The following is a 20,023-nucleotide window of genomic DNA, read 5'->3' as shown; positions in this document are numbered from 1 at the left end:
TAATTGATAAATAGATTTAAAATTTAATATATTATAAATATTACTCTTGAAATCTACCTAAATATGAACAAATAGGAAAAAGTTAAAATTATCATACCATAAAATACAATTCAAACATAAGATAAACTAATAAACAGGTGAATAAAAATGGACAAACCATATGGTCTTACAATGAGAGGAATCGTTAAAAATAAAAATAATGAAATATTACTAGTTAGAAGACATCCAAAATCTAGAACAAACCCTCATAAATGGGAATTACCTGGAGGAAAAGTAGATCCTGGAGAATTCTTTGATGAAGCATTAATTAGAGAAATAAAAGAAGAAACAAATCTAGATGGATCAGTTGGAGACTTTTATGAAGCAATACAAGATGATTATATCCACAAAAGAACTGTACAGGTTATCATGTATTTAAAAAATATTACTGGAGATGTAGCAATCAGTGATGAACATGATGACTGGATGTGGGCAGATTTAGAAAAAATAAAAACATTAAGCTTATCAACAGCTTTTGAAAAAGTATTAAAAAAGAAAAATTGGGAAATTTAAAGAGCTTTATCTAAAGCTTCAACAAATTCATCAATTTCTTCAGTATTAATTATGAGAGGTGGAACAAATCTTAAAACATTACCTGCAGTACAGTTAATTAAGAATCCCATTTCTCTTAATTTATCAACATATTCTGCACCGTTTTGAGTTAATTCAACACCAATCATTAAACCATGACCTCTAACATCAGCAATAACATCATGTTTTTCTTTTAACTCATTTAATTTATCTTTAAAGTAAGATCCAACTTTCTTACTATTTTCTAATAAATTTTCATCTAAAATTGTGTCTAAAACAGCGTTAGCTGCAGCACAAACTAAAGGACCTCCTCCAAAAGTAGTTCCATGATCTCCAGGTACAAAACCACTAGCTACTTTTTCAGTTGTTAGAAATGCTCCCATAGGCACTCCTCCTCCAACACCTTTAGCTATACTCATAATATCTGCTTTTATATCAAAAAGTTCATGAGCAAATAAAGTTCCACATCTTCCAAAACCTGTTTGAACCTCATCTAAAATTAAAAGAATATTATTTTCTTCACAAATTTTAGCTATTTCATCAAAATACTCCTGAGATGGAACATTTACTCCACCTTCACCTTGAATTGGTTCAAGCATGATAGCTGCAGTTTCATCACTTATAGCTTCTTTAATAGCTTCAATATCATTATATGGAACTTCAATAAAACCTTGAGGAAGATTTTTTAAATAAGGTTCCTTATATTCATCATGACCTGTAGCAGCTAATGTTAATAAAGTTCTTCCATGAAAAGAATCTTTAGCAGTGATAATTTCACTTTTACCTGTGTATTTTAAAGCTAACTTAATAGCTCCTTCATTAGCTTCTGCACCACTATTTGCATAGAACATTCTATCAAATTCTGTTAAAGGAAGTAATTTTTTAGCATATTCAATAGCTGGTTCATTATAGTAAATGTTTGAAATATGAATAAGCTTTTCTACTTGACCTTGAAGTGCATTAACTAATTTAGGATGTGCATGTCCTAAAGCATTTACAGCAATTCCTGCAAACATGTCAATATATTCATTTCCATCTTTATCCCATACTTTTACACCTTTACCATGATCTAAAACAATTGGTTGTCTTGTAAAAGTGTTAATAAAATATTTATCTTCAGCTTCAATAAGTTCATTTGTGTTCATAAAATACTTCCATAAAATACTTATATTAACTATATTTATATTATTAATAATATTTAAAATTTAAAAGTGATAAAATGAAAGTTGCAATAATTGAAACTGAAAAAGGAACAATTGAATTAGAATTATTCGAAAAAGATGCTCCAAATACTGTAGCAAACTTTGAAAAACTTATAAAAAAAGGATTTTATGATGGATTAACATTCCACAGAGTTATCCCTGACTTTGTTATTCAAGGAGGATGTCCTAACGGAAATGGAACTGGAGGACCTGGTTACACCATTAAATGTGAAACTGAAGGAAATCCAAATAAACATGGAACTGGTGCACTTTCAATGGCTCATGCAGGTAAAGATACTGGAGGAAGCCAATTCTTCATTACACATTCCCCACAACCACACTTAGACGGAGTACACACCGTATTTGGTAAAGTTATTGGTAACGGTATGGATGTTGTAAATAAAATTCAACAAGGAGACAAAATGCTCCATTTACATGTTGAAGAAAGATAGTTAATATTTTAACTATCCTTTCACTATTTTTCATGTTGAATTAAAACTATATTAACACCATCCAAATCAATAATTCTCGCCATGATTCCTACAGATATTTTAGTTGGTTCCATAGCTATTTTAACATTATTTTTTCTAAATTTCTGCATTTGTTTATCAATGTCATCGACATCCAATCCTACTGAATAGAAACTGTTTCAAACATATTATTCTCAATTAATTCAAATCCTGTTTCATTTCCATTACTAAGAAGAGTAATTTTTCCATTAGGCAAATTAAATACCTCATCAACTTTAAAACCTAAAATTTAGTGTAAAAATCTACAGATTTATCCATATCATCCACAATAATTGTAACATACTTTATTTCATAATATTACTTTCCTTTAAGTTTTTTCATTAATCCAGACATTCTAGCATAATGGAATAAATATAATTGAACATAACCTGCATAATCTCCAAATTCTTCCATTCCAAATTCTCTTATTTTAGAAACATTAATATCCTTACCATCAAAATAAAGATAAGAAACAATACGTTTAATCCAAACATCAGTTGGAAAAGCTTGTTTAAAATCAAATCCATATAATAAAATACAATCAGCTACTTTAGGACCCACACCTGGAATCTCCAACATCACATCAAAAGCTTCATCATAAGACATTTTTGAAATATCATCTAAGTCCATTTCAAGTGTAAAAATTTCACTGGCTTTCTTCATGTAAGGCGCCCTATATCCAACACCACAAGCTTTTAAGTTGTTAACACAGATTTCATGATTATTTAAATTATTACAATCATCAAATTCTTCTATATCATCACAATAAACATTTTTAATTACAGAAACATCAGGAAATGTAAAATAATCCTTTTTAAAATAATTATATTTATTTCCCCACAATCTTTTAATATCTTCAATAGATTTTGTCCATCTAGCTATAGAATTATTTGCAGAACATATTGAAGATAATAAACATTCAAATTTATCTTTAGCTAAAAATAAACGTAAATCCTTACAAAAATTAGTCAAATCTTCTAATTCAGATTGATTATTTAAATACTTGTAAAATTTATTTAAATTAAAATCTAAATCAAAAATAGTTTTTATTTTATCTTTAGCTACTTTATTAGATATATTCCCTATAAAATCAAAATTTAGATTATTATCATTCTGTTTTAATTGAAATAAAATAGGTTTATTATCAATTACAACTACCTCAGAATAACTATCATTTTCAAATTTCCAAGGAGGTTGTGATGTTTGACCAGAACTTTGAGTTAATTCTAGGTTAATTGGAGCCTTAATTATCATAATCTAACAGAAATATTATTTTCTTTTAAATAGTGTTTAACTTCACCAATAGAATGCTGATTAAAGTGAAAAATACTAGCTGCGAGAGCTGCACTAACATCAGTTTTTTGAAATACATTTAAAATATGTGCAGGATTTCCCCCTCCACCACTAGCTATTACTGGAATATCAATTGCATCATTAATAGCTTTATTTAAAGCAATATCATAACCTTCTTTAGTTCCATCTCCATCCATACTAGTTAAAAGAATTTCTCCAGCACCTAATTCCTGACATTTACAAGCCCAATCTACAGCATCTATTCCAGTGAATTCTCTTCCACCATAAATACTACAATCAAACCAACAATAACCTTTATCAGTTTCCACCACATTTTTATCTGGAGCATCTGATGGATTATCCACATACCTTCTTTTTGCATCAATCCCTACAACAACAGCTTGAGAACCAACAACTTTAGAAGCTTCAGTAAGTAAATTAGGATTTTTAATAGCTGCAGTATTTGTAGAACATTTATCTGCTCCTGCTTTTAACATTTTTGTATAATCATCAACTTTTCTGATTCCCCCACCTACACAAATAGGTATAAAAACATTTTCAGTTAGTTGATTAATTACATCAGCCATAGTTGCTCTTCTTTCATAAGATGCAGTAATGTCTAAAATAACTATTTCATCAGCACCTTCTTCATAATAACGAGTAGCTAATTCCACAGGATTTCCAGCATATTTAATTTCCTTAAATTCCACACCTTTAACAACTCTCCCTTCAGGAACTTGCAAATCACAATCTAAACAAGGAATAATTCTTTTAGTTAACATGTAAATTACCTAAATATAAAAAATAGCTTGTTTTTTCAAAAAACAAGGAAAAAAAATCCCGAAATTATCCGGAGAATCTTAAAACAAAACAGAATATAGCTAAAATAACAGTAATAACTATAACGTGTTCAGGAGAAAGTTTTGGACCTACACTTTCTTCATCAAAATATCTTACTAAACCAGCACCAGTTTGAGGCATGCTAACTTTATCATTCTTTTTTGACATAATAAACTCCCTTTAAATTAATTCATAAAAATAATTGACTATATTTATAATTTTCATAGTATATAAACTTTAGATTTTTTCTTTTTTAATTACCTTAATATCAGTTATTCTAGTATCTGGATACTGACCATCCTTATCTTTCTCAACAGCTTTAACCATATCCCATATTGTAAGTAAACTAACACTTACACCAGTCAAAGCTTCCATTTCAACTCCTGTTTTACCTAATGTTCTAACACTACAAGTTGCAATTATCTCAGTTAATTTAACTTCAAAATCTATTTCAATACCTGTTAAACTCAAAGGATGGCAAAGAGGAATAATTGAAGAAGTATTTTTAACAGCCTGAATCCCTGCTATTTGAGCAGTAGTTAATACATTACCTTTCTTAATTTCTTCATTTTGAATCATTTCAATAGTATTCTTATCCAAATATATTTTTCCACTAGCTATAGCTAATCTTTTTTGATTACTTTTATGGCCAACTTCAACCATATGAACTCCAGTATCTGTTAAATGTGTAAATTCATTTGTCATACAAATCACCTATTTTTCACTTACTTCTACAACATCTAATTGTTCACAAACTGATTTAACCCCTAAAATTTCACCAACATTAGGTTTAGTTCTATTCTCATCACCAGAAATTAATTCTTTGATGTATAAACCACCTTCTGTTTTAACAGTCATTTCAAATGTAGTATCATCAATTATTTCACAAGAAACTTCATGAACATGTTTAATTCTTACTTTATCTGCTCTTCTATGAACTACTCTTAAAGGAGTCTGTTGATGAATTTCATTTAAATCCTTTAAATTAGCTAATTTATATTTATCATAAGGTTTATCACATTTTACCAAAGCTTTATAAATTTTATACGCATCACTTGAAGATACTTTAATTTCTGCCTTCCTATTTCTTTCAACAAATTTTAAATTATGATAATAAGTTTTTCCATCATTTATTTTATTTATTTCTTTTTCTAAACTATTCAAATCAATTTTTCTAATTTTAGGTTCTTTAATTTCTAAAACAAATGGTCTTCCAGAACCTAACATTAAAACATCAATATCCTCACGACCAGCTCCATGAAATTTAGCCTGCCAACCATTAGTAGCTTTTAGGATATGTTCAGACAGTAATTCTTCCACAGATTCAGGATATTGTTTACCTGTGAAATTACACTCTTCACATCCTTTTCCTTTACATTTACCACATGGCCATTTTGTTTGAGGGATTCCACGAATTAATTTATTATATTTTCCCTCAATAAACAGAGGATTAATTTGAATTCTGACTTTTGGAACATTTCTCAAATCCACATTAATAACAATGTCCTGTTTTTCAAATTCAACTTCTTTATCTAAAGTATTTTCAATTTCACGACCAATTATCCTATTTAATTCTTTTTTAATTGGTTCAACATCTAAATCAAATTTATCACTTAGCTCATCATCATGAGTTTGAATTTCTTTATTAATTCTAGATCCAACAAGAAAAGTATCAAATTCAATGTTTAGAAAGTCAATTTTATCATAAACCTTTTTAAATAGTTCATCATCTATTTTATCAAAAATATTTCCACAGATGACACAATTTTCTGGTTCTTCAATTTCTAAATCCTGAAATATCTTTTCTCCACGATTTAAATTATCATTACCTTCTACAATATGAGAAAGTTTACGGCCTAAACAGTGTTTACAAATTTGACCATTAGTTTCATCTAATATTTTTTTAGCTAAATCATACATGTTAATCATTTCATGAAGTGACCCATCATACGGTTCATTGAACCATTACCAAAACGGCCACGTTTTCCAATACCTTTCATAGTCTTTTTAGTATTGTTATAATATTTTAATAAATCTCTTACTTCAGATTCTTCAACACCCGCACCCATAGCTATCCTTTTAATACGAGATTGTTTAATTAATTTAGGATCTTCCATTTCTTTTTTAGTCATTGAAGACATGATAATTTTATATTTATCAATTTTATCTTCAGTCATTTTAGATGCTTCTTTAGATACTTTATTTCCAAGACCTGGAATCATACTTAATACCTGTTGCATTGGCCCCATACTATTCATCATTTCAAATTGGTTTTTCATATCTACCAAAGTGAATTTTCCAGACATCATATTTTTCATAGTTTTTTCAGCCATGTCTTCATCAATATTATCTTCAGCTTTTTCTATGAGGCTTTGAATATCTCCCATACCAAGTAATCTTGAAATAAATCTTTCTGGATCAAATAATTCAAAATCATCTATACGTTCACCAGTACCAACAAACTTAATAGGTGCTCCAGTTTCAGCTACTGCAGACATTGCACCTCCACCTTTAGCAGAACCATCTAATTTAGTAATAATTATTGAACCTACATCAGTTGCCTGTGAGAATGCTTTAGCTTGTTCACCTGCTTGTTGACCAATAGTTCCATCAATTACAAGAATAGATTCAGTTGGTTGAACAATATCATCTAATTCATCCATTTCAGCAATTAAATCTTTTTCCTGCTTATGTCTTCCAGCAGTATCAAAAATTATAACTTTCCTATTTTTAAACTCTTTCAAACCTTTTTGAGCTAAATCAAGCGCATCTTTATTATCTGGATCCCCATAAAGTGGAACCTGCATTTCTTCAGTTAGTTGTCTTAATTGTTCATAAGCTGCAGGTCTCCATGTATCAGTACATACAACAGCAGGATTGAAACCTTTTTTTTGTAAATATCTACATAATTTACCAATAGTAGTTGTCTTACCACTACCTTGTAAACCTAAGAATAATATTTTATAAGGTTTTTCATTAATATCCAAACCTGCTGCCTCACCACCTAATAGATTCACCATCTCTTCATAAATAATTGTTATAACATATTCTCTTGGAGTAATACCTTTTGGAGGTTCCTCTTCAAGAGCCCTTTTTTCAATTTTTTTGGATAAATCTAAAACTAAAGCGATATTAACATCAGATTGAATTAAAGCACGTTGTATTTCTTTTACAACTTCTTTTATTGTTTTTTTATCAATGACTGACATTCCCACTAATTTTTTCATAGTATTAGTAAGATTCTCACCTAAATTTCCAAGCATCGCCATAATATCACACGATTAAAATCTATTTTTTAAAGAAAAATTTATATTAAATTCTATATTAAATATATATTATATTTATTTAATTTTTAAATTTTTGTGTGAGATAAATGTTAGAAGAAGTGAAAAAATCATTAGAATCCTCTCCTGTTGTTAAAAAAGGAGATTATAACTATTTTGTTAACCCAATAAGTGATGGCGTTCCAACTATGAAACCTGAAATGCTTCGTGAATTAGCAGAAGTAGTTAAAGAACATGTTGATATGAATATTGATAAAATAGTAGCTATTGAAGCTATGGGAATACATTTAGCTACTGCATTATCATTAGCTACAAATATCCCCTTTGTAATTATCCGTAAAAGACAATATGGACTTGAAGGAGAAAAAGAAATAAAACAAAAAACAGGATATGGATCTTCTAAATTATATATAAATGATTTAAAAGCAGGAGAAAGAATTCTTCTAATAGATGATGTTGTAAGCACTGGCGGAACATTAATTTCAACCTTAGATGCCTTAAAAGAGTTAGATATTGATATAAAATCTGCAGTTGCAGTAATTGAAAAAGGCGAAGGTAAAAAATTAGTTGAAGAAGAAACTGGAATCCCTATATTTTCCGTCGTGAAATTAGATGTAGTTGATGGAAAAGTAGTTATTGAAAAAACCATTGCAGATTAAAATGTCAATGTACAATATGGACTTAGATAAAGTCATAAGAAAAATTAATAAAAAAGGAGCTAGAACTGTTGGTCTTCAATTTCCAGAAGGCCTTAAAATGCAAGCTGTTAAAATAGCAAGAGCTATTGAATCAGAAACTGAAGCTACGGTGATAATTTCTGGAGACCCTTGTTTTGGAGCTTGTGATGTAAGCGACTATAAAATGAAAGATTCTGTTGACTTAATAGTCCATTATGCTCATACTCCACTTCCATTAAAATATGAAGTACCTACTTTATTTATAGAAGCTTTTTCTAATATTGATGTTAAAAAAGACCTTGAAAAATGCCTTGAAAAGTTAGAAGATTATTCAAAAATAGCTCTTGTAACTACAACACAACATTTACATTTATTAAATGAAATCAAAGACTATTTAGAAGACCATGGGAAAGAAGTAGTACTTGGATCTTCTAAAAATACTAAAAAAGGTCAGGTTTTAGGGTGTAATTTTTCATCAATAAAAAATTTAGATGCTGAAATTTATCTATTTATAGGTAGTGGTAATTTCCACCCATTAGGAATTTATTTATTTACCAAATCTCCAGTGTTGGCTTTAGATCCATATAACAGTGAGATAAGAGATATAAGTGCTTTTGCAGATAGAATTCTAAGAATTAGATTTGCAAGAATTACTAAAGCAAGAGATGCAAAAAAATGGGGAATCATAGTATCTTCCAAAGAAGGACAATACAGAATGAAATTAGCTAAAGAGATTAAAAAATCATTAGAAAATAATCAAATGGAAGCATATATTATAATGGCAGATAATATCAATCCAGAAATATTATTACCCTACATGGAATTAGATGCTTTTGTAGTTTCAGCATGCCCCAGAATAGCTATTGATGATTCTCAAATGTACAAAAAACCATTATTAACACCACAAGAACTTGAAATAGTTCTAAATAAAAGAAAATGGGAAAACTACCAGCTAGATGAAATTTTATTTCATGAAAGATACAAATAGTTTTAAATATTAATAAAAATAAAATTATTATATTAATATTAAAATTTTTATAATTCCTTATTTTGGTGATTTGATTATGAGTATAAAAAACGGAACATTTGTAATACCTGGAGATAAAATAGGAATAATCGAACAATATTTAGTTGGAAAAGGTACTTATGAAGATAATGGCGAGATTAAATCATCAATATTAGGAAATGTTCAAATTAATTCAAAAATGAAAACTATTAGTGTTAAAGCTAAATCTAACCAACCAGCTCTTTTAAAAGTAGGTGATACAGTTTATGGACAAATCACCGATATAAAAAGTCAAAGAGCTAATGTGAATATTGACTGCTTAACAGATAGTAGTAGACCATTAGCACTTCCATACATGGGTGCAATTCACATATCCCAAGCAAAATCAGGATATTTAGACAAATTAACAGATGCTTTTAGAATAGGAGATATTATAAAAGCCAAAGTAGTAAAAATTACTGGAGATAATGTTGATTTAACTACCGTGGATGAAGATTGTGGTGTTTTAAAAGCAATGTGTACTCGTTGCAGAGACTATATGAATACAACACAAAAAGAAAATGAAGTCCAATGTAGAACATGTAACAAAAAAGAGAAACGTGAAATTTCTATAAATTATGTTAATAGCTAATTAAGGTTGATAAGATGGATAATGAAACCAATATTGAAATTATTGAAGACAAAACATTAGAACTTGAATTTATTGTACATGGTGAAAGCCACGGAGTATGTAATGCTCTCAGACATATCTTAATGCAAGATAGTGATGTTGAATATGCTGTTTACAATATTGATCACCCCCTTACTGGTGAACCTAATATGACTATCAAAACTAAAAGGGGAAAAAGACCTAGAAAAGTATTGAAAAAAGCAGCTGCACAACTTAAAGATGATGCAGCAGACTTTAAAAAACTTATTGAAGAAACATTATAACTTCAATAAAAACTTATTTTTATTCTGAGTGATATGATGGGAAATTATAAAATTCCTTCATTAACCACAGATATTTTTATTTTTGATGAAAACACCAACTTTATCCTTATTAAAAGAAAAAATGATCCTTATAAAAATTGCTGGGCGCTTCCTGGAGGATTTGTAGAATATGGTGAAACTGTAGAAACAGCTGCAGTTCGTGAAGCTAAAGAAGAAACCAGCATTGATGTTGAATTAATTGATTTAGTTAATGTTTACTCAAAACCAGATAGAGATCCTCGTGGACACACAGTAACAGTAGCTTATATAGCTAAAGGTAATATGGACGATAGAAAAGCTGATAGTGATGCTTGTGAAATTGGTGTTTTTTCAAAGAAGGATTTAAAAAATATTGAACTTGCTTTTGACCATTCAAAAATCATAAATGACTGTTTAAATGCAGTTTCAAGTAAATTTTAATGTTAAAAAATAGTAAAAATATAAATAACTTAAGAATATATATTTAAAGTGTTATAAAAGTTTTAATAAGAAAAATATATAAGGGGTTAAAAATATGGAATTTTGTCCAGAATGCGGATCAATGTTACTTCCAACAGGAGATAATGAATTAAAATGTAGTTGCGGATATACTAAAGAATTATCCAAAGAAGGTTATGACATTAAAGAAAAAATTAAAGAAAATGATAATGTTATTGAAAAAGGAGAAGATGTAAATACACTTCCAACTACAAAAGCTGTTTGTCCAGAATGTGGTCATACTGAAGCTTCCTGGTGGTTGCAACAAACACGTAGTGCAGATGAAGCTGAAACACGTTTTTTCAAGTGTCTTGACTGTGGACACACATGGAGAGAATACGATTAGAGAGGGTAATCTATGAAGAAATCTAAAGAAAATGAGCATAGAATTTCTAATTTAAAGGATATGCTAAATAATGTCAAAGATGATGAATCTATTGACGACGCAGATGATGTATTCAATGTAAGTGATAATAAAGAATATGAAGAAGATGAAGAATTACTTGCATATCTTCATGATAATGATACTGAAGAATACGAAATTAATGATGAATTTATTTATCGCCCAGATAGTGATTCAACACCTGCTGAAAATTTAGAAAAACAAGAGATAAATAAAGATTTCATTATAAAAACTAAATTAGATTATGATGAATTTTCTGAAGATAATAAAGATTATTTTGAAGAACCTACTGATTCAACTGAAGGAGAATTATCTGAAAGTTTCGACAACCTAGTAAATGCAAAAATAGGTGGAACACCAATAATTGGAATTGTTAGTTTAGCTATAGGAATTTTATTGATTATTGGTTCAATTATCATGTCCACCACAGCAAGTGATAGAGTTATTGATAATGTAAGTTCTGGAGAACATAATAGTGTTGTTGTAGTTTTAATAATACTAGGAATACTCCTAACAGTTTTTGGAATATACAAAATATTTGGTTTCGAACATGCAAATAAATTAACTAATTCCATTAAAAAAATGAATATTGAATCAGAAGATGAAGAAAAAGAAACAACCATAGAAGAAAAGGTCATTCCAAAAAGTAATATTCCATTAGATAAAGAATCTTACAAAATTGGAGAATTTGATATGGGTGAATTTAAGGAAAATCTTAAAAAACCTGTTTCTAAAACAGAGAAATCCTCCTCAGAACCAACAATAGAAGAAGTTCCACCAGCTAAAGAAAGACCTGATGATGAAAAAGGTCTTAGTATAGAAGAAATTGAGGAAATAGAATACGAAAAAGCTAGTTTAGATAATGAATCTATCGATGAAATTTTCTCAACTGTTGAAGAAATAGATGATATTCCACTAGTTGATTCAAAGAAAAATAAAAAATAATCTACTTTTTATAATTTTTTTGGGCCTGTAGTCTAGTCAGGAATGACGCAGGACTTCGGATCCTGAGGTCGAGGGTTCAAATCCCTCCAGGTCCGTGTTTAATCTTTAAGACGAACAATAGCTTCTTTAAAGAAATCTGGTATTAAAGATCTATACATCGGACTTTTAAGAATCATGTTAATATCACTGTCTAAAACATAAGTATAACATGAATCATCTTCTGCACGCATTCCACGACCGTACGCCTGCATAAGAGTCATTACTGTTTTATAGGCATACCATTTTTGATCTCGTTTTCGCCTCATATTAACTTGTTTATCTCCAAGATAAGGAAAAGGAATTTTATAAATAATCTGGAACCTACATTTATCATAAGGTAAATCCACACCTTCACTCATTGATGGAGACACCAAAACTAAAGGATTTTCATCTTTTTCAAAATAATCCAATACTTCTTCCCTATTTTGAGAAGTATGTGAAATTAATCTAGAATTAGGTAAATTCTGATTAATATACCTTTGACATTTATAACTATTTGTATGAATTAAACCTTTGTCATCTTTATGTTTTTCTAAGATTTTCTGCAAAATAGGAATAGTTTTAGGTGCAGTATTTTTAATTCTATTTGCAGACATTTTTCCTGCCAAATCTAGTATAATTGGTCTTTTTTCTTTTGAAAATGGACTATCTACTTTAATATGATATACTTCATTTGGATTTAAACCTAACCATTTAGAAAACATTTTATGAGAAAGAATTGTTGCACTCATAAAAATAACAACATCTCCATATTTCAATAAATAATCATTAGCATAATGATGAACTCTTAATGGCTTAAATGAAACACTATTCTCATCTGTATCAATAACCCAATTTTTAGGTTCCTTTTCTAAGTTATTTTTAAGTGATTTAAGTCTTCCAATAGTAGATCTTATTCTTTCAGCTTTATTTTTAGAAAGATCTTTAACATCAATATCTTCATAACTTTCGGTAATTGCTTCAATTTCCATTATCCAATCTTTAAGTTCTCCATCTTCCAATGTTTCTTTAGATATTATTTTACTAATATCCTTTTCTAGACGATAATTAAATAAATTAACTTCCATTGTATTCATTAATTTATTTTCAATATTATGAGCTTCATCTAAAATTAATAAAGATCTTGTACCAAAATGCTTTACATAATTCAACTCTAAAATTCCATAATCATAATTCATTAAAGTAATTGGAGAATTAACTGCATTGGCTTTTTGATTCCAATAATGACAATGCTGATTAGATTGATAAAATACTGTTCCACCATGTGAATCTTCAAAAGCCAATTCTGCATCTAAAGTAGGATTTTTAGCTACACCATAAGGACAAAAAAAGTTACTTGAAGTAGGAGTTGTTTTACAAGTACCTATATCACAAGTTGAGTCTAAATCATCATTTAAACAAGCAAAATTTCTCCTACCTTTAACTAATGGAAAATCAAACTCATCAGAATATTGTGATTGTAATTGCTTTGTCATTGTTAATATATACGCAGAACCATACATTTTAGCTAATGTTGTAGCTATTGCAGATTTACCCGTTCCAGTTCCTGCTTCCAAGATAATATATTTAAATCCCTGACGAATTGCATTATTAATATCCTGTATAATATCAAGTTGTCCTGCACGTGGAGTTTCAAAAGGAAAATTTTCAATTATATCTGATTCTATATGAGGATATTTTCCTTGAAGATAAGAAACAACATCTTCATCTAACCTATGATCTTCAATTGAATAAACTTCAGGGATTTCATCATCCAAAATAGAAGAAGTTCTTGGCTTTTGAAAACTAAATAAATCAACAGAACCTCCTTTCAATGAAGAATCATCATTTGAATGACCACAAGTACAATTACTTTTTAACATACCACAGTTTGGACAAAAAATAGAATTAGACATCAAACAATATATTAGTTACAATACTATAAATAAATTATAGAAGTGCATATGCAAACTAATATTCACAAAAATTAAATCAGTAAGATGATAACATGACCAAAAAAGGAAAATTAATAGGAATTGGCGTTGGACCTGGAGATACAGAATTACTCACTTTAAAAGCAGCTAAAGTTTTAGAAAGTGTACCAGTAATATTTTCACCAAAATCAGCTAAAGAAAAGAAAAGTATAGCATTATCAATTGTAACACCTATTTTAGAAAAAAGACCCGATTACAAAAGATTAATGATTGTAGAACCTTTATTTCCAATGATTGAAGATGAAAAAGAACTTGAAAAATATTGGAACAGTGCTGCAGAATTAATAGCTAATTATTTAGAAAGTGGAAGAGACGTAGCATTTATAACTCTTGGAGACCCGTCAATATTTAGTACTTACTCATATACTCAGAAAAAATTAGCTGACAAATATGAAATAGAAACAATTCCTGGAATCACATCATTTACAGCTTGTGCGGCTGCTAAAAATGAACCATTAGTTGAAAAAAATGATATACTAACTATCGTTCCAAAAATAGACAGCAGATTAGAAAATTTTTTAGAACACAGCGATTCAATTGTTTTAATGAAAGCTTCTAGAAATACTAAAGAATTAGAATATGCTATTGATAAAAAAGATAGACCTAAAGAAGTATTTTCCGTTCAAAATTGTACTAGAGAAAATGAAAAGATAGTGGAAGGTTTTTCAACTGAAAAACCATATCTTACAACAACAATTATTAAATTCTCAGATTAAATAATATGTTTAGGTTTAACAGGTTCAACTTCAAAAACACAGTTTTCATCCCCCATTGTGCAACATTGAATTTCAATTACCCTAACTGGGAATCCAAAAAATTCACTGAACAGTGCCTGAAATATCCCTGTATCTAAATAACATGCAGGTTTACCTGTTTTTGGAAGTAATTCACATTCGAAACAATCGGAAGCTGTGATTTTGATGATTTGACCTAATTTAAAAGATAATCTACCTAAACCTTTTGTTTCCCAAAATTCAGCAATATTAGCTAAAAATACTTCCAAATCATCATCATATAACTTATCATATAAAGATTGACCCATACGTATACCTGTAGAATGTAAAACCGGATCAATATTTATTCCTTCCTGTATAAGCATTGATCTTAATGTATGGAATAACAATACCGTAAAATCACAATCATTTTCAACAATGTTCTTAATTAGATATTCTGCTCTTGCTTCTTCAATTTCATTTTTCTTTGAAACATCAACAGAACCAAGATATTTAGAATTTAAATAAAATATTTTTCTCCTACTGTCTGATTCACCTAAACGATATGAGATTATTCCATCTTCCCTTAAGCTTTTCAAGTGAACTGATATTGTTGATTTTGATTTTCCAGTGTTTTTAACAATTTCATCAAATTCCATGTCATTACTACGGAGCATCTCTAAAATTGTAAGTTTGACTGGACTTTTAACAACATCAATCCCCATATCTGCATCTTTAGAAAAAATTTGAAGTGGTTTTTGTTTAATCATTAAAAATATCTCCGTTTGTAAATATACCAACAAACTAAATTTATAAACTACTATATAATATTCGTATTTAATAAAATTAACTCTTTTTATATAATAACATGCATCTTCTTAACAGACCAATAATTTTATATATTAGAATATACATAAGATAATTTCAATCATGCGAATTATTCGTATGAATTAAAACAAAAAAATTTAAAAAGACATATAAGGCGATTCAAATGAAAGCAAATGCTCAAAAAATCGGTGATGGAGTATATTGGATTGGTGTACTTGATTGGGACCTAAGAAGTTACCATGGATACACTTTAGACGGAACAACCTATAATGCATATATTGTATTTGGTGAAGACCATGTAGCTGTTATTGATAATGCTTATCCTGGCAAAACTGAAGAATTAATGGCACGTATTGAAGATGCTTTCGCACAAGAGGGCAGAGATGAAGTAGTTGTAGATTACATTATCCAAAACCATGTTGAAAAAGATCATTCAGGAGTTCTTGTAGATTTACATAAAAGATTCCCAGAAGCACCAATCTATTGTTCAGAGATTGCTGTAAAAGGTCTTTTAAAACATTACCCTTCTTTAGAAGGTGCTGAGTTTATTACTGTTGGAACTGGTGACACTTTAGAAATGGATGGTAGAACTTTTGCATTCTTAGATGCATTTTTATTACATTGGCCAGACAGTATGTTTACATTACTTGTAGAAGACGGTATTTTATTCCCTAATGATGCATTTGGTCAACATTTATGTTATACTAAAAGATATGACCATGAAATTCCAGAACATGTGTTAATGGATGCTGCACAAAAATTTTATGCAAATTTAATCACACCACTCTCAAAACTTGTTCTTAAAAAATTAAATGAAGTTGTAGAATTAGGATTACTTGAACAAATCAAGATGATTGCACCATCACATGGTCAAATCTGGACTGACCCAATGAAAATCATTGAAGCATATACCAACTGGGCACAAGGAGTTTGTGAAGATAAAATTACTATCATATATGATACCATGCATTACTCTACCCAGAAAATGGCTCATGAAATTGCAGAAGGTGCAATATCTGAAGGATATGATGTTGAAATATTCTATTTACACGAAGATGAAAGAAGTGAAATAGTAAAAAGTATTTTAACAAGTAAAGGAATAGCTATCGGAGACCCAACCATCAATGATGAACCATATCCAAGTATTGGAGATATCATGTACTATTTAAAAGGTCTCAGATTTGATAGAACCAATATCGTCAGAAAAGCTGTGACATTTGGTTCAATGGGTGGAAAAGGAGGCAGTGCTGAAAAACTTGCCAAAAAACTCAACAATTATGGATTTGATGTGGTAGACTCTCAAGAAATTTATTACATCCCAACAAAAGATGAAGATGCAGATAGCTATGAATTAGGAAAAACTTTAGCTAAAGCATGTAAAGAATTATAAAATATAAAATATAAAATACTAACTACAATAATCGGAGGTTAATAATATGGTTAAATACGAACATAAAATAGGAAGTACAGTAGGAACTGGAGTAGAAAAAGAAGTACAAAACAATTTTAACGGAGAAACCCAAGAAGTAGGTATGTACTTAGCTATGTCCAGACAAGCATCAAGAGCAGGTTATGGAGAATTAGCTGAAGTATTCAAAAGATTAGCTTGGGAAGAAGCAGAACATGCAGCAAGATTCTGTGAAATGAACGGAATCATCAAAGATGATCTCAAAGCTAACATTGAAATGATGTTAGAAGGAGAAAAAATGGCTAATGCTGAAAAAAGAGAAGCTTCCGAAAAAGCAGCTGAAGAAAACCTCGAAGATGCAACTGATTTCTTCAAAGAAAGTTCTAAAGATGAAGGACGCCATTACAGAATATTAGAAGGAATCTTAGAAAGATATTTCTAAATTTAGAAAGAATTTAATTATTCTTTCTTAAACTTTTTTTTAAAAAAAATAATAATGGATTCTATATAAATCCATAAACTATACTGAATACTATAATTATCCCTAAAACCAGAGACAATGCATTTACAATAGGTTTATAAAAGTACTCTGAGATTTTATAACTAAGTAATGTTTCAAACATGTGCCCACCATCTAATGGTTTTATTGGGAGTAAATTAAATAAACCAATACCTAAGTTTAACATAGCTATCCATTTAAACAATTCAAGCACTGCAAACCATATCCATGGTAATGAATCACCATAAACATCTGCTACATCATCATTTAATTCATAATGTTTGGCTGCTTGAACACCCATATATCCTTTAGAATCATTATTTGGATTTTTATCTAAAACCAAAGAATAATCTCCCTGATTCGTACCAACAGTTATGTTCTGACCAGGTTTAAAATCATCAATAGCATTAAGATAGCTGTTTGAGTCATTAACTTTATGATTATCAATATATTCTATAACCATTCCTTCTTTAAGAACTTTACTTGCTGGAGAATCTCCTACAACTCTATCAATTTCAATTCCATGTTCTTCAAATGTAGACGGAATAACAAAAGACCCCACAGCTGAAATAATTAAAAGAGCAATTACTGCCAATGTAATATTAGCCATTGATCCTGCAGCATAAATTCTTAATTTAGATGATTTTTTAGCACTATTCATTTCATCTTCATCAGGTTCCATGAATGCTCCTGGAAGAATTGCAAATAACATTAAACCTACAGATTTAACATTTATTTTCTCAACAATAGCAAGTATTCCATGGGAAAATTCATGAACAATTAAAACTGTAGCCAAAGCAATTAATCCATAACCTAATGGAACATAAACTGAAGAACCTGGCATTTCCACTCCAGGAATAATAAGAGAAACTGATGGTGTTTCTAACATAGAACTTAATGAACTAACTAATGTCCAAGTAATATATATCATTGCAATATACGAGATTATAATCCCTATATTCATAAACCATTTCCAAAATCTAGGACATAAATTAGCCAATTTGTTTATGAAATTTTTAAACTTTTCAGTTCTCCACATTATAATTGGAAACTGAATTTCAAAACCATGATTAGTTAATTTATTTTTTAATCCAAATGCCAATATCCAGATAACAATGAAAGCTATTAAATAATAATAAATCCCATTCATTAAATTACCTCTTTACTTACCAAGTTAGTGAATCAAAAAAGACAACATCAACTATATCGCCCTTCTGATATCCTTCATCATTTTCATTTATTATGATGTAGCTATTTGCCCCCACCATAGACCTAATTATACCAGAACCTCTATTTAATATATGTCTTGCAAAATCATCATCAGAAAATGCACGTATAAAATCTGTCCTTCCAAGTTGAGAAGGAATTTTTAATAGAGACTCCCTTTGAACAACATGAAAATCAAAATTTCTACCTTGCATATTAAATAAATATTTTCTTGCAAAAATATCAAACTGAGTCATAGCTGCAACTGGTTGACCTGAAAATGTGAATACCATTTTATCATTGACAATACCTGCACCAATAGGTTTTCCAGGCCTTATTGATACACCATGGAATAATACTTTTCCAATATCCTCAACAACATCTAAAACAACATCACCTTTACTAATAGCGGTTCCACCAGTAGTCATTATAACATCATATTCTTTTGATGCCTCTAAAATAGATTTTTTAACATCATCAAAACTGTCTTTAGCTCTACCAACATCAAAAACAACACCACAATCTTCAAGCATTGACCCGATTGTGTACTGATTAGAATTAATTATTTTAGCTTTAGATATTTCATCTTTAGTTGGTTCTACAAGTTCATTACCTGTAATAATTACTTTTACTTTAGGTTTTTTAAAAACTTTAATTGTATTATATCCTGCAGAAGCTATTAAACCCATTTCCTGATACCTAATAAAAGTATTTTTAGATAAAACTACATCACCTTTACTAATATCTTCTGCTTTTGGACTTACATTTTCACCAGGAGTTACCTGACTATAAATAGTTAACTCATCACCTTCAGTTGTAGTATATTCCTTCATGATAACTGCATCTGCACCTTCAGGAACTGGAGCTCCAGTAGCTATTACAATAGCTTCATTTTCATTTATTGTTTTATCACAAAAATCTCCTGCACCAATTGAATCGACAATTTTAAAATGTTTTGGATTATTTTGTGATGCTCCAAAAGTATTTAGACCTTTAAGAGCAAACCCATCCATTGCAGATTTATCAAAAGGTGGAGAATTATGGAAAGAGACAATATCTTCAGCCAATACTCTCTTATGAGCATTTTTTAAAGGTATTTCCTCAAAATCCATTACCTTCTGATTATCCTCCACTAATTTTATAGCATCTTTTAAAGAATCTAATTTAGATAAAAACATT

The 20,023-nt window shown here is 29.4% G+C and carries 23 protein-coding genes, 1 tRNA gene and 1 pseudogene; 13 read left to right on the top strand and 12 right to left on the bottom strand.

What is annotated here, in order from left to right:
• Positions 1-147: 147 nt before the first annotated feature.
• On the top strand, positions 148-552 hold the full coding sequence (locus Q0984_RS05335) for an NUDIX domain-containing protein (protein ID WP_299524683.1): 405 nt from the start codon (positions 148-150) through the stop codon (positions 550-552).
• On the opposite strand, the gene Q0984_RS05330 is transcribed toward Q0984_RS05335, so the two are convergent.
• Positions 549-1,715: an aspartate aminotransferase family protein gene (locus Q0984_RS05330; RefSeq protein ID WP_299524680.1), complete on the bottom strand. Its 1,167-nt coding sequence runs from the start codon at positions 1,713-1,715 to the stop codon at positions 549-551. The genes Q0984_RS05335 and Q0984_RS05330 overlap by 4 nt on opposite strands.
• 74 nt (positions 1,716-1,789) lie before the next feature.
• On the opposite strand from Q0984_RS05330, the gene Q0984_RS05325 reads away from it, so the two are divergent.
• Positions 1,790-2,224 carry a peptidylprolyl isomerase gene (locus tag Q0984_RS05325; protein ID WP_299524677.1) on the top strand — a complete coding sequence of 145 codons (435 nt, stop codon included), beginning with the start codon at positions 1,790-1,792 and terminating at the stop codon, positions 2,222-2,224.
• A 23-nt stretch (positions 2,225-2,247) separates the two neighbouring features.
• Here Q0984_RS05325 and Q0984_RS08880 read toward each other — a convergent pair.
• From Q0984_RS08880 to Q0984_RS05285, 7 genes and pseudogenes are all read right to left on the bottom strand, one after another.
• Positions 2,248-2,590 (bottom strand): annotated as a pseudogene (locus Q0984_RS08880) (VOC family protein).
• A 9-nt stretch (positions 2,591-2,599) separates the two neighbouring features.
• The gene (locus Q0984_RS05310) at positions 2,600-3,535 is read right to left on the bottom strand and encodes a DNA glycosylase (protein WP_299524671.1); all 936 of its coding nucleotides are present in this window, start codon (positions 3,533-3,535) and stop codon (positions 2,600-2,602) included.
• Positions 3,532-4,356, bottom strand: a complete 825-nt coding sequence (gene hisF, locus Q0984_RS05305) for an imidazole glycerol phosphate synthase subunit HisF (RefSeq protein ID WP_299524668.1) — start codon at positions 4,354-4,356, stop codon at positions 3,532-3,534. The genes Q0984_RS05310 and hisF overlap by 4 nt, the downstream gene beginning before the upstream one ends.
• A 64-nt stretch (positions 4,357-4,420) precedes the next feature.
• Complete coding sequence (locus Q0984_RS05300; RefSeq protein WP_299524665.1) at positions 4,421-4,582, bottom strand: preprotein translocase subunit Sec61beta; 162 nt, start codon at positions 4,580-4,582, stop codon at positions 4,421-4,423.
• A gap of 69 nt (positions 4,583-4,651) precedes the next feature.
• The gene (moaC, locus tag Q0984_RS05295) at positions 4,652-5,119 is read right to left on the bottom strand and encodes a cyclic pyranopterin monophosphate synthase MoaC (protein WP_299524662.1); all 468 of its coding nucleotides are present in this window, start codon (positions 5,117-5,119) and stop codon (positions 4,652-4,654) included.
• 9 nt (positions 5,120-5,128) lie between these two features.
• Positions 5,129-6,343 carry a tRNA pseudouridine(54/55) synthase Pus10 gene (locus Q0984_RS05290; protein WP_299524659.1) on the bottom strand — a complete coding sequence of 405 codons (1,215 nt, stop codon included), beginning with the start codon at positions 6,341-6,343 and terminating at the stop codon, positions 5,129-5,131.
• On the bottom strand, positions 6,340-7,683 hold the full coding sequence (locus tag Q0984_RS05285; protein WP_299524656.1) for a signal recognition particle protein Srp54: 1,344 nt from the start codon (positions 7,681-7,683) through the stop codon (positions 6,340-6,342). Before Q0984_RS05285 ends, Q0984_RS05290 begins: the two co-directional genes overlap by 4 nt.
• A 104-nt stretch (positions 7,684-7,787) precedes the next feature.
• Between Q0984_RS05285 and hpt the strand changes: the two genes are divergently transcribed.
• The 8 genes from hpt to Q0984_RS05245 all read left to right on the top strand — a co-directional run bounded on the left by hpt (position 7,788) and on the right by Q0984_RS05245 (position 12,273).
• Positions 7,788-8,357: a hypoxanthine/guanine phosphoribosyltransferase gene (gene hpt, locus Q0984_RS05280; RefSeq protein WP_299524653.1), complete on the top strand. Its 570-nt coding sequence runs from the start codon at positions 7,788-7,790 to the stop codon at positions 8,355-8,357.
• 1 nt (position 8,358) lies between these two features.
• Positions 8,359-9,363 (top strand): diphthamide biosynthesis enzyme Dph2, encoded by a 1,005-nt coding sequence (dph2, locus tag Q0984_RS05275; RefSeq protein ID WP_299524650.1) that lies wholly within the window; start codon positions 8,359-8,361, stop codon positions 9,361-9,363.
• A gap of 76 nt (positions 9,364-9,439) precedes the next feature.
• Positions 9,440-10,012 (top strand): exosome complex RNA-binding protein Csl4, encoded by a 573-nt coding sequence (locus Q0984_RS05270; RefSeq protein WP_299524647.1) that lies wholly within the window; start codon positions 9,440-9,442, stop codon positions 10,010-10,012.
• A gap of 14 nt (positions 10,013-10,026) precedes the next feature.
• Positions 10,027-10,314, top strand: a complete 288-nt coding sequence (locus tag Q0984_RS05265) for a DNA-directed RNA polymerase subunit L (RefSeq protein WP_299524645.1) — start codon at positions 10,027-10,029, stop codon at positions 10,312-10,314.
• A 36-nt stretch (positions 10,315-10,350) separates the two neighbouring features.
• A complete protein-coding gene (locus tag Q0984_RS05260; protein WP_299524642.1) occupies positions 10,351-10,773 on the top strand; it encodes an NUDIX hydrolase in 423 nt (140 codons plus the stop codon).
• A 94-nt stretch (positions 10,774-10,867) separates the two neighbouring features.
• Complete coding sequence (locus Q0984_RS05255) at positions 10,868-11,176, top strand: transcription factor S (RefSeq protein ID WP_299524639.1); 309 nt, start codon at positions 10,868-10,870, stop codon at positions 11,174-11,176.
• A 12-nt stretch (positions 11,177-11,188) separates the two neighbouring features.
• Positions 11,189-12,178, top strand: a complete 990-nt coding sequence (locus tag Q0984_RS05250) for a topoisomerase IV (RefSeq protein ID WP_299524635.1) — start codon at positions 11,189-11,191, stop codon at positions 12,176-12,178.
• Between the two features lie 21 nt (positions 12,179-12,199).
• A tRNA-Arg gene (locus Q0984_RS05245) sits at positions 12,200-12,273 on the top strand.
• Between the two features lie 3 nt (positions 12,274-12,276).
• Here Q0984_RS05245 and Q0984_RS05240 read toward each other — a convergent pair.
• On the bottom strand, positions 12,277-14,112 hold the full coding sequence (locus Q0984_RS05240; protein ID WP_299524632.1) for a helicase C-terminal domain-containing protein: 1,836 nt from the start codon (positions 14,110-14,112) through the stop codon (positions 12,277-12,279).
• 92 nt (positions 14,113-14,204) lie between these two features.
• Between Q0984_RS05240 and cobI the strand changes: the two genes are divergently transcribed.
• Positions 14,205-14,906, top strand: a complete 702-nt coding sequence (gene cobI / locus Q0984_RS05235; RefSeq protein WP_299524630.1) for a precorrin-2 C(20)-methyltransferase — start codon at positions 14,205-14,207, stop codon at positions 14,904-14,906.
• Here the strand turns inward: cobI and Q0984_RS05230 are convergent.
• Positions 14,903-15,673, bottom strand: coding sequence for a V4R domain-containing protein (locus Q0984_RS05230; RefSeq protein WP_299524626.1), 771 nt, complete (start codon positions 15,671-15,673; stop codon positions 14,903-14,905). The genes cobI and Q0984_RS05230 overlap by 4 nt on opposite strands.
• A gap of 221 nt (positions 15,674-15,894) precedes the next feature.
• On the opposite strand from Q0984_RS05230, the gene Q0984_RS05225 reads away from it, so the two are divergent.
• Both Q0984_RS05225 and Q0984_RS05220 read left to right on the top strand, forming a co-directional pair.
• Positions 15,895-17,121 carry an FprA family A-type flavoprotein gene (locus Q0984_RS05225; protein ID WP_299524622.1) on the top strand — a complete coding sequence of 409 codons (1,227 nt, stop codon included), beginning with the start codon at positions 15,895-15,897 and terminating at the stop codon, positions 17,119-17,121.
• A gap of 46 nt (positions 17,122-17,167) precedes the next feature.
• Entirely contained in the window at positions 17,168-17,581 is a 414-nt protein-coding gene (locus tag Q0984_RS05220; RefSeq protein WP_299524619.1) for a ferritin family protein, read from the top strand.
• A gap of 61 nt (positions 17,582-17,642) precedes the next feature.
• Here Q0984_RS05220 and Q0984_RS05215 read toward each other — a convergent pair whose 3' ends face one another.
• Positions 17,643-18,788 (bottom strand): site-2 protease family protein, encoded by a 1,146-nt coding sequence (locus Q0984_RS05215; protein ID WP_299524616.1) that lies wholly within the window; start codon positions 18,786-18,788, stop codon positions 17,643-17,645.
• Between the two features lie 16 nt (positions 18,789-18,804).
• Complete coding sequence (locus tag Q0984_RS05210; protein WP_299524613.1) at positions 18,805-20,022, bottom strand: molybdopterin molybdotransferase MoeA; 1,218 nt, start codon at positions 20,020-20,022, stop codon at positions 18,805-18,807.
• Between the last annotated feature and the right edge of the window lies 1 nt (position 20,023).

Origin of the sequence: uncultured Methanobrevibacter sp. (assembly GCF_934746965.1) — an archaeon.
In the GTDB taxonomy this organism is placed as follows: domain Archaea; phylum Methanobacteriota; class Methanobacteria; order Methanobacteriales; family Methanobacteriaceae; genus Methanocatella.
Note: the sequence above shows the minus strand (reverse complement) of the source record. Positions and strands in the feature narration are given on the sequence as shown.